Raw genomic sequence first — 18,904 nt, 5'->3', positions numbered from 1 at the left:
AGATAAAATGATTGTTGTTGCAATAACCGGAGCAAGTGGAGTAATATATGGAATAAGATTACTTGAAGTGTTAAAAGAGTTAAAAATTGAAAATAGTTTAGTTATAAGCGATGCTGCAAAAACAGTTATCGAATCAGAAACTGAATACAAAATTGATGAAATCATTTCCATCGCCGATAGATATTATGATTTCAACGATTTAACTTCATCCATAAATAGCGGATCATTTAAAGCAGATGCATTGGCCATAGTGCCATGCTCAATGAAAACCTTGTCTTCAATAGCCAACGGATATGGAGACAATACAATTACAAGAGTGGCTGATGTGAGCCTAAAGGAAAGGAGACCTACAGTGATTGTTCCCCGTGAAACTCCGCTTAGAAATATTCATTTACAAAACATGCTAACATTATCACAAGAAGGAGCTATAATTTTACCTGCAATGCCTGGATTTTACTCAACGCATGATACAGTTGATGACCAGATAAATTTTATTGTTGGAAAAATACTAGATTCCTTAAAAATTGAAAATAATTTGTTTAAAAGGTGGGAGTAAATGTTAGAAGATATGGATTTCATTAAATCCTGTGATGTTCCAGGACCGACAAAAGAAGCCATACGGGCTATAATATTATATAAATCTGAAGTTTCATCCAAGGACAAAGTTGTTGACTGCGGATGCGGAACCGGAGGAATTACTTGTGAATTCTCTCAAAGAGCAAATGAAGTCATTTCAATCGATACAAACCCAGAAGCTATTGAAATAACTGAAAAAAATCTCAAAAAATTCGGACTTGGAGATAATGTCACACTAATAAATGATAACGGGGCAAACGCTCTGAAAGATATTGACAATATTGATATTGCTATTGTAGGGGGTAGTGGTAGAGAGCTTGAAAATATCTTGAATATCATTGATGCAAAATTAAACTCAAAAGGCAGAATTATCATAACTGCAATTTTGGTTGATACAAAAATTGAAGCTATAAACAAGCTTAAGGAACTTAATTATAACCCTAAACTCATGGAAGTTAACATTTCCAATGGAAGAGTTCTTGACAGAGGGGTTATGATGATAAGCGAAAATCCAATAGCTATAATTACTGCCAAAAAAAGATAAACTGGAGATTAGAATATGGATTCACACAAAAGATGGAAAATTAAATTTTCCTTATTGATGGTCGTATTGATTATCATAATATATGGATCAAACTACCTTGTATTAGGAGATGCTGAACATATTATATCTTATATCTGGACACATTTAGGATTCATTCCTGTGGATATTTTAGTTGTAGCATTCTTACTTGATGAAATTATCGAAAGAAAAGAAAAAGAAGCTATGCTTGAAAAATTAGACATGTTAATGAGCACATTCTTTTCTGAAGTTGGAAATGAAATGATTAATCAGCTCAGTCATGCAAACAAATACAAAGCAAGTACCGAAAATTTAAAATCTATTAAAAATTGGGATGATAAAGACTATGACTTGAAATTAGAGGAACTTAAAAATACCAACATCGATTTTCAAGCGGACATTTCACCTGAAGATAGGGAAGAATTTTTAGAAAACTTAAGAAACTTACTTATAAACAAAAGAGAATTTATCATTAACCTAATTAACAATCCTAATTTGCTTGAAAAAGAAGAATTTACTGGATTGATTAATGCTATTCTTCACCTTGACGAAGAATTGGAACACAGAAAAGATTTAAGCTTGGTTACTGATGCTGATTTTGCGCATTTGAATGGAGATATGCAAAGAGTATATAACAAATTAGTACATGAATGGGTTTATTATTTAAAATATCTCAATAAACATTACCCATATATGATTGCATTAATCATACGTACCAATCCATTCGATGAAGATGCTGACGTATACGTAAAATAGATAACTAGGAGATTTAATATGAGTAATGAAATCAAAAAAAGTGAAAATATTAAATCTTGCATTATTTTATGTGGAGGGCAAAGTAGAAGAATGGGTCAAGACAAAGGATCAATGATTATTCAAAATAAACCTATGATTAATCATATCCTTTCTACTCTAAACAATGAAATAAATGAAGCAATAATTGTTTTAAACAATCAAGAAAGAATTGACAAATATGCAGAAATCATCAATATTGATGAATACACATATCCAATAAAATTTGTTGAGGACAAAATAAAAAATAAAGGACCCCTTCCTGGAATAATGACCGGACTTGAAAACATCACCGGCCAGTACTCACTAGTCCTTCCATGCGACAGCCCTTACGTTACTAAAAATTATATTAATGCTATTTTTAATGAAATAAACGAAAAATATCAGGCTATTGTCCCATACCATGACAGTAAAAATAAGCTTAAAACTTCCGAACCGCTACATTCCATTTATAATAAAGAAATCATTCCGGAAATTGAAAATCTAATCAATAAGGATTCACTTCACATTAAAGGACTAATAGAAAAAATAGAAACAAAATTTGTTTTGATTGATAATAAAAAAATATTAAAAAAAGAATTTAGAAATCTTAATCGTCCATCGGACATTTAAAGATGTTCTATTAATTCTTTTGTTTTTGAAACTGCTACATTAACAGCAGAAAGAAGTTCATCTTTATTTAATGGTTGAGAACCGCCTTTTTGCATAGAGCAAATTCTACCATCTTTAGTAACACCAACATTTAAACGAGCACTAGCTACTCTTTCTTCATCCAATGTTGGGTCTAAAACCATTTTATCACCAATTTTAACAAAAGTACATAAAGCTAATTCATTATTAATTGGTAAATCAAAGGTTTCATCTTCACTTAGAACCACTTCTTCATCCACAATAGATGCAACAGGCAATTTAGTGGATTTAAGAGCTGCCATAACAGCCAATTCACATGCATCGAAAAGGTTACCGCAGTTATCTATAATGTGTAAATCAATGAATAACATCCAAACATGTTTTCCTTCTTCAATACAAAGTTTATCCAATTCAACTAATTCACTTTCACGAATACCTCTATCTACAACACGTGCAAGTTCGATTGAATCATCACTAGGTGGTCCTGGTTCAAAATTAGGATCAGCCATAGGTAACATTTCACAATTAGTCATTAAAACTCCAAGGTCTGGAGTATCTGGAAATGGGCTTCCAAGTTGTGGTTTAATACCTACAATAACTTGAGTTCCACCAATTTTAACACGAGCAGAACCTTCGGCTTTAGATATTACATTAGTTTCAATAGAAATATCCCTATATTCATTTAATTCCCTGCCATCTTCCCTTTTATCATTTCTGACAAGGTTAGTAATACTTTGTCTTGTAATTTCTGGTACTATATCCATATTATCCACCCACTATTCTGTAGAATATTTTTTCATTAAAGCTTCTTTTTGAAGCTTACTTACTTCAAGACATCCTTCCATAGCTAAATCAATTGCTTTTGCGAATTCTTCTTCAGTTAAATTACCATCACTTTGTAATAAAGTAATTTCACCAGTTCTTGGCATAATAGCTATTGGAACATCAGCTTGACCTTCTTTATCTTCTTTTTCAGATAAATCAAGTACAATTTCATCATTAACTTTACCTGCAGCACAACCCACAACAATATCTTTCATAGGTATTCCTGCATCAACTAAAGCAACAGAAGCTGCAGTAATTCCTGCACAACGGGTTCCTCCTTCAGCCTCAATCACTTCTATATAAATATCAATCATTGAACGAGGATAATTCTCCAACATCAATGCTGGTCTTAAAGCATCAGCAGTAATTTTAGAAATTTCTGATGACCTTCTATCTGGTCCAGGTCTTTTTCTATCATCTACTGAAAATGGAGCCATATTATATCTGCATCTAATAACACCAGTATTAGGTTCAAGTAATCTTCTGATATATGATTCCCTTGGTCCATAAACAGCAACTAAAATTTTGTTTCCGCCAACTTCTAAATAAGCTGAACCATCAGCACGTTCAAGAACTCCTGCTTCAATTTTTATAGGACGCAATTCATTAAACTTCCTACCATCGTCTCTTATCATTTCTGACATCATATCAACCTCATTTAATATACGAAGAATTAATAACCATTATTTATTGTTCAAAATAAAAGAATTATTTGAGTTATCATCATAAGATAAAGTGTTATCCTTTTTATTTTTCTTCTTTAACTCTTCAATAACCTCAGCTATATTAGGTTTACCTTCTTTTTCTTTTTTACTTTCTTCTGCTTCCTTTTCTTCAGCTTCCTTTTCTTCAGCTTCTTTTTCTTCAGCTTCTTTTTCTTCTTGCTCTAATTCTTCTTTGAAATTTTGAAGCTTAGGTTTTTCTAAAACAAATTCTTCTTCCTCTTCAGGAACTTCTTCAGGAGGCAGTTCACCATCAATTGCCAAGTATAATTTGTTTTTAATCTTATTAGTTAAACCAGAAGTATGAGCTTCAGCTTCAATTAAATGAATAATATCTTTGGTAAGTTGTTCCATGTCCTCGTCACCTTTCACCCAGACAAGACCATTTTGACCAACGACAATTTTACAATTGGTTTTGTCCTTAATCATGTTAATCATAGAACCTTTTTTACCAATCAATCTAGGAACTTTAGTTGGAGCAATATCTACAATGATTCCTCCTTTAAATTTGCCCATTCCTCTTCCTTTTAAACCGAGTTTTGCCTTTTTGATTTCATCAACGTCAACAACTCTTAAAAATAGGACATCCCCAACATCATATACTTTGTTGAGTTCTTTTTTCTCACGACCAAACACTTCAAAAGCAGGTAAAATTCCAGAGTAAGGTGAATTAATATCCACATCCCACATTGAGAATCTGACATCATTAATTTTACCTATTACAACATCTCCTTTCTTCGGAACATATTTGCTCTTAAGAGGAATAACTCTAATTTTTTTATTCCTTAAAGAAACAAGCCCCATTAAAGAAGAACAAACTTTACCATTCTCTTTAAAGGTACCTCTTCCTGAATAGTATTCATCATCAGCCAATACTTGTCCAGGAATAACTAAATCTTTATTTTCCACATATATCATAGTAATCCCATAAGTTGAAAATTAATTTAATTATTTAATAGTTCTAGTTTCTGCTTCCCCACTTGAAATTTCAGCCATCTTAGCGGCAAAAGAATCTTGAAGACCACCAGGCATTTCAACAATACCTATCCATGAACCATCTTGTTGCCATTCTTCATTTATGATTTCACCAAATCCATGAATAACAGAATAAGCACCACCAGCAGCGGAACCCGGGAGTCTGACTGCAACTTTAACTTTCTCAAACCTAATTGGAATAAGTGGCTTAATAGCTTTTAAAGCAGTTTGGACTTGCTGATCAACTGCAGTGAAAGGGTCAAACTTAACTTTTGCCTCATCAACTGCATTTTCAATTCTTTGTACAGGATGAGGCAAACCATTTTGAGGATTGATTGCTTCTTTAGCTATTTTATTAATAACTAATTTACGCTTATCCTCTTGCATCTTTCTTTTTTGGTCTGCAGTTAATTGAACAGTTCCCTTTTCAAGTATAACTTTAGAAACTTCAATAGGATCTGTAGTTTCAAAAATTTTATTCATAGCTTCATCAGAAGCCTTATCTCCTTTTTTGGAGTCTTTAAAAATTTCTTCAACAGCTAAAAGATCTTCAATGGCAACATCTTGACCATCAGGATTTCTATATTCAGCTGCTAAATCAGGGTCAACCAATATTTCAAAATGTTCACCACAATATTCATATTTAGCAATAATAGCTTCATCAACATTTACCATTGAAACATCCCCTAACCAACTATAATAATTTATTCTTCATCTTCTTGAGAATCATCATCTGATTCTTCTTCAGTTTCTTCTTCAACTTCCTCTTCTTTGATTAATACTTCATCAATGAATTTTTGTACATCTTCTTGAGAAAGTTTTTCATATTTTCCAGTGTCTTTTTTAATGACTGCAATTTCAACATTATTTGAAGTAGTGTCATGGTCTGTAGCTTCATCAATAGCTTTAATTGCTAAACCAACAGCGCCGGACAATGTAATGTCATCTTCATATTCATCTTCAAAAATGTCCATAGCTGCAGACCTACCAGAACCAATAGCAGTTGCTTTATATTCAATTAATGCACCACTAGGGTCTGTTTCAAACAATTTGCATTTTTCATCATATACCCCACCAATAATTAAAGCAGAACCAAACGGCCTTACTCCACCATTTTGAGTATATAATTGTAACATATCACATAATTTTTTAGATAAACTTTCTACTCTAATAGGTTCACTATAAGTGATTTTGTTAATTTGAGCTTCTACTCTTGCTCTTTCAACCAAAGCTCTTGCATCAGCTACAAGACCTGAAGTTGCTGCTCCAATATGTTCATCAATTTTAAATATTTTTTCAATTGATGAAGCTTCAACTAAATTAGAAGTAGTCCTTTTATCAACAGCTAAAACAATTCCTTCAGAACTTTTTACACCGATTGATGTTGTTCCTCTCTTAACAGCTTCTCTTGCATATTCTACTTGGAAAAGTCTTCCATCTGGGCTAAATACAGTAATAGCTCTATCATATCCAGCATTTTGTAAAGGTTGCATATTAATACCTCATATTTTTTATATAAATATTTTAATAAATATTAACTTTTAAATTCAACAACATAAAAAATAAAACCAATCTCCATGAATGGCAATTACCTTTAATTACTACACAGTAGTTTATTAAAATACTTTTTTACACATTTTCCATAAATTCAATTGTTATATATAATAATATATTATTTATAAAGTTTTCTATTTTAAAATAACAAAAAGTAACTAAATAAATTTATGTGATGCTTTTATTGTTCCTGACAAACCTATAGTGGTCATTGAAATTCTACCTTTCTTGTACATGTTTGCCAAAGCCAAAGATGATCTGACTTCCTCAACATAACCTCTTTGACACCTTACAATTGCCTTATAACAATAGTATTCCTCAGTTTTTTCAAATTCGTAAAATTTCATAACCCATAAATTGAAATTAGATGAATTAAGTTCCCCCTGAAATCTAACACATGCATCCCAAACTATTGAAACAAAATCATCTTTAGTAATTTCAGAAGAAATTTTAATATCTACGGTGAGATATCTATTGTTTTTTCTAAGGGTAGGTGGAAGAACTTTAAGACCCATCTTCAATCCTCCTGACACCCTTTAAAATTAAGTTATGCCTATTTTTATTGAAATCAAGAATATTTGAAGCAGCAGTAAATGAATCAACAATTTCACTATCGGTCAATCCAGTTTGCTTAAAAAAGGCAACAAAATCATGAGTAGTTTTAATATCAAAAACAGATTCAGCTCTCGAAGATAATATTAATGGAAAACCAAATTTCCTATATAAAGTGTAAATATCTTTAAAATTAGAAATCACTTTAGACCTGTGGGACAAATAGCTTTTTAAGACATCCTTAAAGCATAATTCAATAGCAACGTTATTATCTACAGCTTCACGAGAAAGGACATGATTAAGTCCGCTGTCGAAACGTCTCAAATATGGTCGGGACAACACATCGATTTTAATATTTTCCAATGTTGCCCTGTTTACTTTTAAATCCCCTCCGACAACTGCAATGCAGGACGTCTTATTCCTAAACTTGTTGGTAATTTTTCTAATTTCATTAATGTTAGTTGATTTAATTTCCAAAGTATAATCTATGGAAATTTCATCATCAAACATATCTTTCAGTTCATTTTTGAATTTTAAAGCATCACTAAAATCATTTTGATTATATGAAAAGTTAATATGGCTCCAACCATATTGAGCAGCTTGTTTTGCCAATATTACGTTATTTTCCAAGCTACCGCCTTGAATATTCAAATCAAAAAACATACTAGATAATTTATTATTTAGCATATTAATAATTATTGATACCTGTAGAATTCAACTTCCCAACTAACGGTTTCATAGTAATCAATAGTGAAAGTCTGAGAACTGGAAGAGGTAAACTCAAAGGAATCTGATCTAGTTTCCACATCACTGGTTGGACCCCAGTCAACGCCTCCGGATGCACCATTTGAACCTTTCACATGCAAATGATTATCTGCATAATTTTTTATTGGAAATGAAGATAATTCCACCTTAATTTTTCCTGCAGGGACAGTGACTGTTTTTGAACCCGAACCAGATCCAGAATAACTGCCAATAAGCTCCCAAGATTTGGATTTGGATTCGGATGAAGTATCTTGAGAGGATTGGTCACTATTTTTATTTGAACTATCAACAGCATTACTAGAAGAGCCTGCTGAAGCATCATCACTTGAAACTGAATTAGAATGTCCATTTAATGCAAAAAATCCAATTACTGCAATCAAAATAACTATTATGACAACCAACAACATAATAACATTCTTAGAATTACCAGAACCTTGAGTGGCTTGCTGTGTAATGGTTGTTGTCTCATAATCTAATTTTTCACCACATTTTGTACAAAATTTTGCATTATCCTTATTTTCAAAACCACATTTACTACACTTCATTTTAAACACAAAAATTTATTAATCTTGTTAATATTATCTTTAACACAAGATATATATTAAGTTACTTATTTACTACAATAATTGATTATTATGATGAAAATTAGACAAGCAAATCTAAAAAGTGTTTAAAGTACTCATATAAGATTAATAATATGTTATAAAACTTTTATAACATAAAAAATAAAATATTTTATTATGACAAAAGAAGATGATGAACTTTTGAAATTGACTTCATACGTTCAAATTTCTAAATATCGGGAAAAAACATTAAAATCAATAGGAGACGATGTGAAAATACCCACAAACATTGCAAGAGATAGTGGAATTAGAACCAATCATATTTCCAAAGTTCTAAGTGAATTAAAAAGTAAAGAAATCGTTGAATGTATTAATGAAGAAGCCCGTAAAGGAAGATTATACCGATTAACCGATACTGGAAAAGAAGTATTAGACACCATCAAAGATAAAGAAGATGATAAAGAAGATTAATCAAAGTTCATACCATCCCTTATTTCTTCCAATTCAATTCTAACATCATCCTGTGATGCTAATTTTAAAATATCATATAATAATTTTAATAAAACTCTATTTTTAACATCCAATGATAAACAATTATTTGTTTCTATTTGTAAAGAATCATATGAAGGAGATTTTAAATCTTTTTTATACTGCAATTTGATTTCTTCTCTCAAGTTAACATCAATATACTTTTCCAAATAAACAATAATTTCATTGGCAAAAGTATTTCCAAAAACAACCATATCATTTAAAGAACTCTCATCATAATCAATTTGACGTATCAAACTATTAAACGAGCCATAATTCTGATAGCCATATGGGATAAAACGTCCCTCCACAGTATGTGCACAATATTCATTCATTATTTTAAATTCAGGAAGTGTTAAAAAAAACCAGACAAAACTTTGCAATGTAGTTGAAGTGTTAACCCTGAAAATTTTACATAATAACTGTTCAATTATTTCAAACAATATAAAATGTGCCAATTCATGAATTAAAGTAGCGATTTGGACAGAATCATCCAAACGTTCATCATAATAAATACAGTTGCCCAAAAAGATATATCCTCTTTCAATTCCACGTGCCTTCGGTTTGCATTGGGTGAAAACATTAGCCAAATTTAAAATCTTATCCTTAATTGAGTTTCCGTAAATATCCACATAATCTGCCCTCGCAAAAATATTTGATAACATATTATTATACTCAATATTCGAAATTTTTGCATTTAAAAGCAAATTTTGATTATATTCACTGAGCAATATATCAAAATCATCAATTTTAATTGGATTTATTTGATGTCCACATTTTACACAGTATAATGCGGTATCATCATTTGATGCATCACAATGAGGGCAAATATGCTCCAGTATTAGTTTATTACCACAGTGAATACAGTAATTATCTTCTTTAAAATTTAAAGTACCACATATATCGCAACACTTCATGAAACTACCTCAAAATAGACTTGATATTTTTTATTGTGGAATTAATTGAATTTTTAGTGGCTATTGTTCTTCTGATATTTCTACCACAATTTGGGCAAAAATCAGAATTCCAATCTAAAATCTCACCACAGGAACATATAATTTTGGATTTAATAACTCTTAAGGGGTTTAAAGGTCTTTCACATACTTCACAAAACTTAGATCCACCTTTGTTTCTATGACCACATACACAAATAAAAATAGAATTTTCATTCTTTAAATTAGAGCCACATTCTATGCAATAATCAGAGGTTATGTCATTTATTGTAGAACAAGTGCATAGAATTGATACACCAGAAGAAGCTCCATAATTTTTTAAAGGCAAACCACAGTTTTTACAGAATAGTGAGAATTTTTCATTTTCTTCACCACAAAAACAGAATATTGGATCTTCAAATTCCAAATTAAAATTACTATAATTATCAAAAGTTTCATCAGGACTGGGTCTTATTTGTTTACCACACATTTCACAAAATATGTTTTCTTTTGGACTTACATAACCGCATTCGCAAAGAATGTTTCCAACCTCAAATTTTGGCTTAGATTTATTTTTTAATAAACCAAACAACCTAGTTGAAGCCCTTTTAGCACCACACATATAACAATATTCATTGTCAACTTCATTTAAATATCCGCAGGAACAGATTTCATATTTGAAATCCTTTCGCTTACTTTCAATATATGGTGAAAAATCTATGCTGAAATCAAAAAAACCAATATCATGAATAGGTGGTGAAAAAATAACTAAACCATCACTTTTAGGATAAACTGTTTTATCACCACAATTTGGACAGAAAGGCTCATTTCGAAGAATTTTATGACCGCAAGTTCTGCAAAAATTTTGTGAAACCATGATATCAGATTTGGAATTAATTTTTATTCATATCCTTTATTTCTTTAACCAACTCAGACAAAACCTCTTCACTAAGTCCTTCAATATATTTAATGGAACCTGCGCATTCATGACCTCCACCATCAATACCTGCTGATGGAACTCTTTGGGCTAAAACAGATACAATATCATTTACATTGAACCCATATTGTTCATTTACTGCATCAGTCGCTCTGAATACTCCAAAATCAGGCCCATGACCCAATGTAACAATAGGTTTATCTTCGCCTAACTCCTTAATTACATTATCATGGACAAAACCGCAGGTTTTACCCGGTGCAGGGAATGTGAATTTATGTGCATATTTTTCAACATCAATAATGTTAAAGTAAATGCCGTTTTCAAATTGAGTTTTCTTAATGTTTGGAAGTGCAGCTTTAAGTTGTGTGTCAACTCTTTTTAAATATTCTTTATATAAAGCATCAATCATCTTATCATGCTTATCCAAATTGTCCACAGCTAAAATAGTATCCATTATTCCCCTACCGTTCATAAATCTTAAAAAGTAAGCTTCAAAGTCAACACATTCCGCAATTTGTGACAGATGTTCTTTGCTAAATCCTTTTTCATGAGCTAACTGCAAATATTGATAAACTTCACCGCATTCCGCATGATCCCCCAATGCAGCAACAGCAGGAAGGTGTTTAATCAAATCTTTAATCTCAGGATTAATAATATGTGCCACTTCTGTTGCCAATGCTCCAGCAGTTAATTGTGAATCTCCACCGACCAAATATGGATTTACATGAGTATCAACATATTCATCAACTGCAACTGTTGCACCAACAATCTCACCATCCCTTTCCTCAGTAGTTAACAATTCACCAGGAGAATGGTGATCAATTACAACAACTTCAATATCATAAATCTTTGCCTGCATTAAGGCCACAATATCCTCTTCAGTAGAACCATTATCCAAAAGCACAATAAGAGGCAATTTTTGACCGTGCCTTTCTTGGTCTTCGAGTGCAAATGACAAATCTTTTACAACATCTTCAAGTTCATAAAATGGTGCCTTACTAGGGGAGCGTTTAAAGTAATAATATTGAGCATCATTACTTGGATTTGCATATTCTATTAAAGGTATCAATGCCTTTTCCATTGCAACTCCTGCACAAATTCCATCGGCATCATTATGATGTCTAAGTAAAATGGTTCTTCCATCGAGAATTGCCCTTCTGATTTTACGTGCAGCCTCTCTCATTTTTGGCTTAAGTCTGTTTAAAACATCACTTTTAACTAAGAAATCAACATCTTTCGGTTCAGCTCTTTTGTTTAATGCATCGTCTATTAATGCATGTAGTTTTGCTGTTTGTTGTTGACTTAATTTATCAATTGAATGTGACTCAATTTGGGTCTTTCCACCATGTTCATTAACATCACCAATAACCTGAACCGCATCCCCAACATCGATTCCAGGATACGCCCTTTCACCTGCCTTATCAAATGCAGCCACCCAAGTAACACCACTTTCATCATTAATTGTGAAAATTGTAGGACCTGATGTTTGTTGAACTTGTTGAACTTCACCATCAATACGAACCAATTTACCCATTTTTTGTTCCAGATTACCAATCAAAGTTCTAGGAATAGATTTGGTTAATTTTTTGAGATTATATTTGCCCACATAAGCTGGAGCCAAATCAATTTTTCTTTCTCTTGATTTAATAGCAGTTATAAACACAATAATATCATCACCGACATTATATTCAGAGACATCTCCCCTCATTAATCCCCAAACATTATTATTTAAAGTGACAAAAGCACCATAACGTTCAATTCTAGTAATTCTTCCCTTATACAATTTGTCTTTATCCATGTCACTCATTTGACATAATGAATCAAGAACATATACGTCACGAACCTGATTTTGACGAGCAACATATTCATCATGCTTCATTTTTTCAGCCTTCCTTTTTTTCTCACATTCAGGGCAAACATCATATTTTTCATCAATCAATTTACCGCAGTCTCTACAGACATTAATTTCACCCGTTCCATTACAATGAGGACAATCTTCAAAAACTTCAACTTGGCCTTTTCCATTACATACTTCACAAGGAATATCTTGTTCAGCACCTAAATCAAATTTAGCTCTTGCTTTGCTATTAACTCCTTTAAAATGATTGCCTACATCAAATGCATCATCTTCATAACCTGTTCCGCCACATGCATCACATTCCTTATAGTCCACAACTACGGAACCAATTCCTTTACATTTAGGACATTTAGTTTTCACATTAAAACCCCATCATATAATAAAATTCTGTTTAAATAATTTCGGATTATCACTAACTAATGAATCTCTTATATCCTTATACTTCATAGACTCATTCATAAAATCATTAGCTTCAACAGCATATGCACTTCCAGTAGAATTATAATTTACTTTAAAACAGTCAATAGCATCTTTTAGTTTATCTACAGCCTTAATTTTTAATTCAAGTTCCAAAATTGCATTATTAACATAATTCTTATGGACTTGATTAACATCCGATGAAAAATTATTCTGTAAAATATGCAATTTATTCAGACTGTCATTATAATTATTACCTGCTGAAACAGCTTTATTCATAGATTTATCATAACTTTTATTATTGACTAACCCAACAGCTTCATTATAATCCTTATCTCCATTAACAACACCATCACTAATTTTAGGCATTAATTTATTCATATTATCCGTAGAACTATCAATAAAAATTATAGCTGCTGAAATAATAGCCAAAATCAAAATAAAAATTATTAATTTAACATATTTAGACACGATATAAAATATGTAAAATAAATTATTTATAATTTTTTGTGAACAAAAAAATAAAAAAAGAAGTTTAAAAAAGTATTTTAAACTTATTCACTAGCCCAAAGGCCGTGTAAATTACAGAATGCACATGCTTTTACATCATCTGTAGAGTTAACAGTGAAAGTTACTTCTGCAACATCTCCAGGTTTAAAGCTTTTTGCGTATTGTTCTGCTCCAGCTTCAACAACAATAAACTGGATGTAATGGTCATCATCCATTGGATGAGCTGCTTCACCGACTTTTACGGTTACTTTGTCACCATCGATTTCAACTACAGGTTTGTGTTTAGGAGATTTTTCTCCTTCAGTTTGTACAGGGATTTTGAGCATGTGGGTGTCACATGCATCGCCATCATCTTCTACTAAAACTTGGATAATACTTCCGCAGTCATCACATTTTAAAATTTTTGCCATAATAAAACATCTCCTTATAAGATAAAGATAGTTTATTTAACAAAGTATATATTATTATTGATTATTTTCCTTATAATTTTCAATAGCTGCCTGAAGTCCGTCAGCTGCAAGGTTTGAACAATGCATTTTAATTGGTGGAAGACCATCCAATTCTTCTGCAACATCATTTCTGGAAATTTGCAATGCTTCATCTATTGTTTTTCCAACAGCAATTTCAGTAATCATACTGCTGGTTGCAATAGCTGCTCCGCAACCAAAAGTCTGGAAGGAAATATCTTCAATAACTTCATCATCATTAACTTTAATGTAAATTGTCATTAAGTCTCCACATGTTGGGTTTCCAACAGTTCCAACTCCGTTAGCATCTTCCATCTCTCTACAGTTTCTTGGGTTTGCAAAGTGGTCCATTACTTTTTCTGAATAATCCATAATTAACACTTCCTACAGTTATCTTCATGTTTTTTACACATTATATTATCGTAATCAAGTTCCTGATTCCATAAAGGTGACATTTGTCTTAATCTTTTAACAGCTTCTGCAATTACATTAACAAATTCATCAACATCAAAAGCATCACTTTCAGGTGCTAAAGATATTCTCAAAGATCCATGTACATCAACAGGGTCAAGACCTAATGCAGTCAATACTGGAGACGCTTCCAAAGTATTGGATGAACATGCAGACCCAGTAGATGCCTGATAACCTTTAGCATCCAATAAAAGAATTAAGGATTCACCTTCAATAGCTTTGAATCTGAAATTAACCAAATTAGGCAATCTAGTTTCTTTAGATCCATTTAAATAAGCTTCAGGAATGGTTGTTAGTACTTTTTCAATAAGTTCATCACGAATTGAGGATAACTTTTCATAATGTGCATCGAGGTTTTCTGCTGCTAATTGACATGCTTTACCAAATCCAACAATTCCTGGAACATTTTCGGTTCCTGACCTAATTCCTTTTTCCTGACCTCCACCATGAATGAGCGGAACAACACGAGTTCCTTTTTTAATATATAAAGCCCCAACACCTTTTGGACCATTAATTTTATGAGAAGATAAAGAAAGTAAGTCTACATTTAATTTCTCAACATCGACTTCAATTTTACCGAAACTTTGTACGGCATCAGTGTGGAATTTAATGCCTTTTTCACGAGCAATTTGGCCAATCTCTTCGATTGGTTGAATAGTGCCCAATTCATTATTTGCATGCATGATTGTTATCAATATTGTTTCATCAGTTATTGCTTCTTTTAAATCGTCAACGCTGATGATGCCCTCTTCATTTACAGGCAAATAAGTAACTTTAAAGTCAAGGGATTCCAAAAATCCTAAAGTATTTTTTACAGCAGGATGCTCTATATTGGTAGTAATAATATGTTTACCTTTTTTAGATAATTTAAAAGCTATTCCTTTAATAGCAAGGTTATCGGATTCTGATCCTCCGCTTGTAAAAATTATTTCTTCAGGTTTTGCATTAATGGCATCAGCCACTCTCTTACGAGCCAAATCTAATGCTTTTTTTGATTCACGACCAATTCCATAAAGAGTTGAAGGGTTTCCAAACTCTTCTGTGAAAAATGGTTTCATTTCTTCGAATACTTCCTCACTAACTTGAGTAGTTGCTGAGTTATCTAAATACATTTCATTATCTCCCAATTGTCTTTTTTATTTAATAAAAATTTTTAAGTATATATGTTTTAAGTGATTAGATAGTAACTAGATACTATCTAACGCTTGACTTAAATCTGCAATTAAATCATCAACATCTTCCAAACCAATGGAAAGTCTGATAAAGTCCGGTGTCACACCTGTTGCTTCTTGCTCTTCAGCAGTCAATTGTTGATGTGTTGTACTTGCAGGGTGGATTGCTAAACTTTTTGCATCTCCAATGTTTGCAAGTATTGAGAATAATTCTAATTTTTCAATTACTTTTCTTCCTGCTTCTTCACCACCTTCAACACCGAAACCTAATATTCCTGCAAAATGATCTTTCAAGTATTTTTTATTGATTTCATAAGTTGGGTGGGATTCAAGACCAGGATAGTTTACCCATTTGACTTTAGGATGTGATTCTAAGAATTTAGCCACTTTTAAAGCATTTTCAGAGTGTCTTTTAACACGCACATCCAAACTTTCCAATCCTTGTAAGAATATAAAACTGTGTACAGGTGCCTGGGTTGCTCCTAAATCTCTTAAGAGTCTTGCTCTTGCCCTTACGGTAAATGCAATATTTCCAAGTTCAGGGACATCTCCAAATGCGTCCCAAAATACCAATCCATGGTAACTTGGATCTGCTTTTGTGAAGTTTGCAAACTTACCGTTTCCCCAGTTGAATTTTCCTGAATCAACTATGTATCCTCCAACTGCAGTACCATGTCCACCAACATATTTGGTTGCTGATGCTGCAATTACATCTGCACCATGTTCTAACGGCCTTACAAGTCCAACACCAACTGTATTGTCTACAATTAATGGAATATCATGTGAATGTGCAATTTCTGATAATTTTTCAAAGTCAGGCACATCCAATTTTGGATTTCCAACAGATTCAACATATATTGCCTTTGTTTTTTCATCAATTGCCTCTTCAAATGCATCAAGGTCTTGTGAGTCAACAAACTTAACATCACGTGCTAAATCCTTGAATGTGTAGTTGAACAATTGGTAAGTTCCACCATAAAGGTTATCTGCTGAAACAATGTTGTCTCCCGGTTCAGTTACATTTAATATTGCATATGTAATTGCTGCAAGACCACTTGATGTTGAAAGACCTGAGTTACCACCTTCGATAGCGGCAATTCTTGCTTCAAATACATCACTGGTTGGGTTTGTAAGTCTGGAATAAATTTGACCAAACTCTTGAAGGGCGAATCTTCTTGCAGCTTCATCTGAGTCTTTAAATACATATGAAGTAGTTTGATAAATTGGAACCGCTTGAGCCCCAGTTGCGGGGTCTGGAGTTTGTCCTGCACGTACACCTAATGTTGCTAATCCGTAATTTTTATTATTTGTCATTAATAATCACCTTAATTATTGAATTTCAGTAAAATATATCACGTGTTATATTCACTATATAACAATAGTTATTTTTTATATATAAATGTTTTGGAAAACCTAAAAAATAAATTATAACTGATGTTATACAATTATAACATATGTTATTTTACTATATAAACATTGTTATATTTTTACAAAAAATTATTCCATTAAACAAAACATCATCATTTCCAAAAACCAAAATTACCATACTTGTATGATATATCCCATTTTTCTTTTTAATTTTTAAAATTTAATTGCCAAATTAATTTTCAGTTTTTTGTTAAGTGTGTTCAGAAAAATTAATTTTTGATTTAAGTAACCTTATAAAAGTTATATAATAATCTTCACCATAATTACAAATATGAATCCCATACACTTCTTTACACTAGGATTTTTCCCAGAATATTTAGTTAATGGAATAATTTTGGGCATTTTAATTGGATTATATTCATTTTTCAGAGTGAAATACAGCCTCAATGATTCCAATTTATCAAAAAACAAACAAATCACAATAAGCAGCATAATTGCTATTTTATCATTTCTATTTTGCTTAAACATATGGTCAATGGCAGCGCTATTGATATTTTATTTATTTATTTCATCTTTAATAGCTGATTTAATAAGAATAATTCAAAAATATTTGATTAAAGAAAAACACCGGAATTTTATTCCAAATATTCATAAAAAGGGATTGCTAGCCATTATTATTTTTACAGTTATTATCACCAGCAGTGTTTATGGAATGAACCATATTGAACTAACCGAATATAATTTAACAACAGATAAAATTGACAATGAATCTTATTCTATTCTTTTCATTAGTGATGTTCATTATGGAACTGTTCAGAATACTCAATTAGTCAAGGACAGCATTTTAAAAATGAATAATTTAAAACCAGACATTGTTGTTTTGGGTGGAGATATTGTTGATGAAAGAACTACCAAAGAGGACATGCAAGAAATATTTGAGGAATTAGGAAAAATCAACTCAACATATGGAACATATTACATCTTTGGAAACCATGACCGGCAACCATATACAATAGACTATGAAAATGGAAATAGGACATTCACAGATAGTGACCTAACTCAATCCATTGAGAAAAATAGAATTAAAATATTGAATAATGACAAAATTATTATCAATAATGACATTGTTTTAGTTGGAAGAAGTGATGCCGAATGGGAAGATTCAATCAATAGAACTGAGGTAAATGAAATTCTTAATGAAAGTGATTTGTCCAAATATATTGTAGTATTGGACCACCAACCTGTTGAATATGAAAAGAATTCCCAAGAGCATGTTGATTTGCAACTTTCAGGCCATACGCATGGAGGACAAGTATTTCCTTATGGAACATTATACCAATTATCAGGCCGTTTAAATTATGGAGAGTATGAAATTGGAGATATGAAACAAATAGTATCATCTGGTTTAACTGGTTGGGGATGGCCTATGAGAAACGAAGCAAAATGCGAATACGTATTAATTAATATCAATTAAACACTTCATTTATAACAAATATGCTAAGTTATATGATTGAACTACCTCGACTTTGGAGAAGTCGAGGATTCTTACTTCACGGGCTGATACTCTCCCACGAGAGTAGGATTACCGTGCTATCCCCCCTGCTCCAGAGGTTCATTGTTTCATCGATTAAATCTGTTAATCCTTGTTTTAGAATGTTTTTAGCGGCGTTTATGTCTCGGTCATGTGTTTTTTGGCATTGTGGGCATTTCCATTCTGTTTCATATTTT

Annotated in this window: 22 protein-coding genes; 6 read left to right on the top strand and 16 right to left on the bottom strand. The window is 31.9% G+C overall.

All coding sequences use genetic code 11. The features are described from left to right. Positions 1-7: 7 nt before the first annotated feature. From UIB65_RS06570 to UIB65_RS06555, 4 genes are read left to right on the top strand one after another with little or no spacing between them, the layout of a single operon-like run. Entirely contained in the window at positions 8-556 is a 549-nt protein-coding gene (locus UIB65_RS06570; RefSeq protein WP_330040392.1) for a UbiX family flavin prenyltransferase, read from the top strand. Continuing rightward, on the top strand, positions 557-1,120 hold the full coding sequence (gene cbiT, locus UIB65_RS06565; RefSeq protein WP_330040391.1) for a precorrin-6Y C5,15-methyltransferase (decarboxylating) subunit CbiT: 564 nt from the start codon (positions 557-559) through the stop codon (positions 1,118-1,120). Positions 1,121-1,135: 15 nt separating this feature from the next. Then, on the top strand, positions 1,136-1,894 hold the full coding sequence (locus UIB65_RS06560; RefSeq protein ID WP_330040390.1) for a hypothetical protein: 759 nt from the start codon (positions 1,136-1,138) through the stop codon (positions 1,892-1,894). Positions 1,895-1,912: 18 nt separating this feature from the next. Beyond that, on the top strand, positions 1,913-2,542 hold the full coding sequence (locus UIB65_RS06555; RefSeq protein WP_330040389.1) for a molybdenum cofactor guanylyltransferase: 630 nt from the start codon (positions 1,913-1,915) through the stop codon (positions 2,540-2,542). On the opposite strand, the gene rrp42 is transcribed toward UIB65_RS06555, so the two are convergent. The 8 genes from rrp42 to UIB65_RS06515 form a co-directional block, all read right to left on the bottom strand. After that, positions 2,539-3,324, bottom strand: coding sequence for an exosome complex protein Rrp42 (gene rrp42 / locus UIB65_RS06550; protein WP_330040387.1), 786 nt, complete (start codon positions 3,322-3,324; stop codon positions 2,539-2,541). The genes UIB65_RS06555 and rrp42 overlap by 4 nt on opposite strands. A gap of 12 nt (positions 3,325-3,336) precedes the next feature. Further along, positions 3,337-4,032, bottom strand: coding sequence for an exosome complex exonuclease Rrp41 (gene rrp41, locus UIB65_RS06545; protein ID WP_296894161.1), 696 nt, complete (start codon positions 4,030-4,032; stop codon positions 3,337-3,339). A 36-nt stretch (positions 4,033-4,068) separates the two neighbouring features. After that, positions 4,069-5,025, bottom strand: coding sequence for an exosome complex RNA-binding protein Rrp4 (rrp4, locus tag UIB65_RS06540; protein ID WP_330040386.1), 957 nt, complete (start codon positions 5,023-5,025; stop codon positions 4,069-4,071). Between the two features lie 30 nt (positions 5,026-5,055). Next, positions 5,056-5,757 carry a ribosome assembly factor SBDS gene (locus UIB65_RS06535; protein WP_330040385.1) on the bottom strand — a complete coding sequence of 234 codons (702 nt, stop codon included), beginning with the start codon at positions 5,755-5,757 and terminating at the stop codon, positions 5,056-5,058. A 29-nt stretch (positions 5,758-5,786) separates the two neighbouring features. Continuing rightward, a complete protein-coding gene (psmA, locus tag UIB65_RS06530; protein WP_330040384.1) occupies positions 5,787-6,575 on the bottom strand; it encodes an archaeal proteasome endopeptidase complex subunit alpha in 789 nt (262 codons plus the stop codon). Between the two features lie 219 nt (positions 6,576-6,794). Further along, positions 6,795-7,151: an Rpp14/Pop5 family protein gene (locus UIB65_RS06525; RefSeq protein WP_330040383.1), complete on the bottom strand. Its 357-nt coding sequence runs from the start codon at positions 7,149-7,151 to the stop codon at positions 6,795-6,797. After that, positions 7,141-7,851, bottom strand: a complete 711-nt coding sequence (locus tag UIB65_RS06520; RefSeq protein WP_330040420.1) for an RNase P subunit p30 family protein — start codon at positions 7,849-7,851, stop codon at positions 7,141-7,143. The genes UIB65_RS06525 and UIB65_RS06520 overlap by 11 nt, the downstream gene beginning before the upstream one ends. Positions 7,852-7,883: 32 nt before the next feature. Further along, positions 7,884-8,498, bottom strand: coding sequence for a zinc ribbon domain-containing protein (locus UIB65_RS06515; protein WP_330040381.1), 615 nt, complete (start codon positions 8,496-8,498; stop codon positions 7,884-7,886). A 195-nt stretch (positions 8,499-8,693) separates the two neighbouring features. Here UIB65_RS06515 and UIB65_RS06510 point away from each other — a divergent pair, with 195 nt between their 5' ends. After that, positions 8,694-8,987, top strand: coding sequence for a transcriptional regulator (locus UIB65_RS06510; RefSeq protein WP_330040380.1), 294 nt, complete (start codon positions 8,694-8,696; stop codon positions 8,985-8,987). On the opposite strand, the gene UIB65_RS06505 is transcribed toward UIB65_RS06510, so the two are convergent. The 8 genes from UIB65_RS06505 to UIB65_RS06470 all read right to left on the bottom strand — a co-directional run bounded on the left by UIB65_RS06505 (position 8,984) and on the right by UIB65_RS06470 (position 17,122). Beyond that, complete coding sequence (locus tag UIB65_RS06505) at positions 8,984-9,961, bottom strand: zinc ribbon domain-containing protein (RefSeq protein ID WP_330040379.1); 978 nt, start codon at positions 9,959-9,961, stop codon at positions 8,984-8,986. The two genes, UIB65_RS06510 and UIB65_RS06505, sit on opposite strands and share 4 nt — an antisense overlap. A gap of 4 nt (positions 9,962-9,965) precedes the next feature. Continuing rightward, positions 9,966-10,853 carry a zinc ribbon domain-containing protein gene (locus UIB65_RS06500; protein WP_330040378.1) on the bottom strand — a complete coding sequence of 296 codons (888 nt, stop codon included), beginning with the start codon at positions 10,851-10,853 and terminating at the stop codon, positions 9,966-9,968. Between the two features lie 16 nt (positions 10,854-10,869). After that, positions 10,870-13,131, bottom strand: coding sequence for a DHH family phosphoesterase (locus tag UIB65_RS06495; RefSeq protein ID WP_330040377.1), 2,262 nt, complete (start codon positions 13,129-13,131; stop codon positions 10,870-10,872). 12 nt (positions 13,132-13,143) lie between these two features. Then, positions 13,144-13,626: a hypothetical protein gene (locus UIB65_RS06490; protein ID WP_330040376.1), complete on the bottom strand. Its 483-nt coding sequence runs from the start codon at positions 13,624-13,626 to the stop codon at positions 13,144-13,146. Between the two features lie 116 nt (positions 13,627-13,742). After that, positions 13,743-14,108 carry a desulfoferrodoxin family protein gene (locus UIB65_RS06485; RefSeq protein WP_330040374.1) on the bottom strand — a complete coding sequence of 122 codons (366 nt, stop codon included), beginning with the start codon at positions 14,106-14,108 and terminating at the stop codon, positions 13,743-13,745. 54 nt (positions 14,109-14,162) lie between these two features. Further along, positions 14,163-14,537, bottom strand: coding sequence for a Fe-S cluster assembly scaffold protein NifU (nifU, locus tag UIB65_RS06480; RefSeq protein WP_292605498.1), 375 nt, complete (start codon positions 14,535-14,537; stop codon positions 14,163-14,165). A 2-nt stretch (positions 14,538-14,539) separates the two neighbouring features. Continuing rightward, on the bottom strand, positions 14,540-15,748 hold the full coding sequence (gene nifS / locus UIB65_RS06475; RefSeq protein WP_330040373.1) for a cysteine desulfurase NifS: 1,209 nt from the start codon (positions 15,746-15,748) through the stop codon (positions 14,540-14,542). A gap of 75 nt (positions 15,749-15,823) precedes the next feature. After that, complete coding sequence (locus UIB65_RS06470; RefSeq protein ID WP_330040372.1) at positions 15,824-17,122, bottom strand: O-acetylhomoserine aminocarboxypropyltransferase/cysteine synthase family protein; 1,299 nt, start codon at positions 17,120-17,122, stop codon at positions 15,824-15,826. A 385-nt stretch (positions 17,123-17,507) separates the two neighbouring features. Here UIB65_RS06470 and UIB65_RS06465 point away from each other — a divergent pair, with 385 nt between their 5' ends. Further along, the gene (locus tag UIB65_RS06465) at positions 17,508-18,650 is read left to right on the top strand and encodes a metallophosphoesterase (RefSeq protein WP_330040371.1); all 1,143 of its coding nucleotides are present in this window, start codon (positions 17,508-17,510) and stop codon (positions 18,648-18,650) included. Positions 18,651-18,904 lie beyond the last annotated feature (254 nt).

Source organism: Methanobrevibacter sp., assembly GCF_036307625.1.
Taxonomy (GTDB): domain Archaea; phylum Methanobacteriota; class Methanobacteria; order Methanobacteriales; family Methanobacteriaceae; genus Methanocatella.
Note: the sequence above shows the minus strand (reverse complement) of the source record. Positions and strands in the feature narration are given on the sequence as shown.

Bases quoted from the DNA above. Each gene is read 5' to 3' on its own strand.
- UIB65_RS06570 (WP_330040392.1), top strand. From the start codon at position 8: ATGATTGTTGTTGCAATAACCGGAGCAAGTGGAGTAATATATGGAATA.
- cbiT (WP_330040391.1), top strand. From the start codon at position 557: ATGTTAGAAGATATGGATTTCATTAAATCCTGTGATGTTCCAGGACCG.
- UIB65_RS06560 (WP_330040390.1), top strand. From the start codon at position 1,136: ATGGATTCACACAAAAGATGGAAAATTAAATTTTCCTTATTGATGGTC.
- UIB65_RS06555 (WP_330040389.1), top strand. From the start codon at position 1,913: ATGAGTAATGAAATCAAAAAAAGTGAAAATATTAAATCTTGCATTATT.
- rrp42 (WP_330040387.1), bottom strand. From the start codon at position 3,324: ATGGATATAGTACCAGAAATTACAAGACAAAGTATTACTAACCTTGTC.
- rrp41 (WP_296894161.1), bottom strand. From the start codon at position 4,032: ATGATGTCAGAAATGATAAGAGACGATGGTAGGAAGTTTAATGAATTG.
- rrp4 (WP_330040386.1), bottom strand. From the start codon at position 5,025: ATGATATATGTGGAAAATAAAGATTTAGTTATTCCTGGACAAGTATTG.
- UIB65_RS06535 (WP_330040385.1), bottom strand. From the start codon at position 5,757: ATGGTAAATGTTGATGAAGCTATTATTGCTAAATATGAATATTGTGGT.
- psmA (WP_330040384.1), bottom strand. From the start codon at position 6,575: ATGCAACCTTTACAAAATGCTGGATATGATAGAGCTATTACTGTATTT.
- UIB65_RS06525 (WP_330040383.1), bottom strand. From the start codon at position 7,151: ATGGGTCTTAAAGTTCTTCCACCTACCCTTAGAAAAAACAATAGATAT.
- UIB65_RS06520 (WP_330040420.1), bottom strand. From the start codon at position 7,851: ATGTTTTTTGATTTGAATATTCAAGGCGGTAGCTTGGAAAATAACGTA.
- UIB65_RS06515 (WP_330040381.1), bottom strand. From the start codon at position 8,498: ATGAAGTGTAGTAAATGTGGTTTTGAAAATAAGGATAATGCAAAATTT.
- UIB65_RS06510 (WP_330040380.1), top strand. From the start codon at position 8,694: ATGACAAAAGAAGATGATGAACTTTTGAAATTGACTTCATACGTTCAA.
- UIB65_RS06505 (WP_330040379.1), bottom strand. From the start codon at position 9,961: ATGAAGTGTTGCGATATATGTGGTACTTTAAATTTTAAAGAAGATAAT.
- UIB65_RS06500 (WP_330040378.1), bottom strand. From the start codon at position 10,853: ATGGTTTCACAAAATTTTTGCAGAACTTGCGGTCATAAAATTCTTCGA.
- UIB65_RS06485 (WP_330040374.1), bottom strand. From the start codon at position 14,108: ATGGCAAAAATTTTAAAATGTGATGACTGCGGAAGTATTATCCAAGTT.
- nifU (WP_292605498.1), bottom strand. From the start codon at position 14,537: ATGGATTATTCAGAAAAAGTAATGGACCACTTTGCAAACCCAAGAAAC.
- nifS (WP_330040373.1), bottom strand. From the start codon at position 15,748: ATGTATTTAGATAACTCAGCAACTACTCAAGTTAGTGAGGAAGTATTC.
- UIB65_RS06470 (WP_330040372.1), bottom strand. From the start codon at position 17,122: ATGACAAATAATAAAAATTACGGATTAGCAACATTAGGTGTACGTGCA.
- UIB65_RS06465 (WP_330040371.1), top strand. From the start codon at position 17,508: ATGAATCCCATACACTTCTTTACACTAGGATTTTTCCCAGAATATTTA.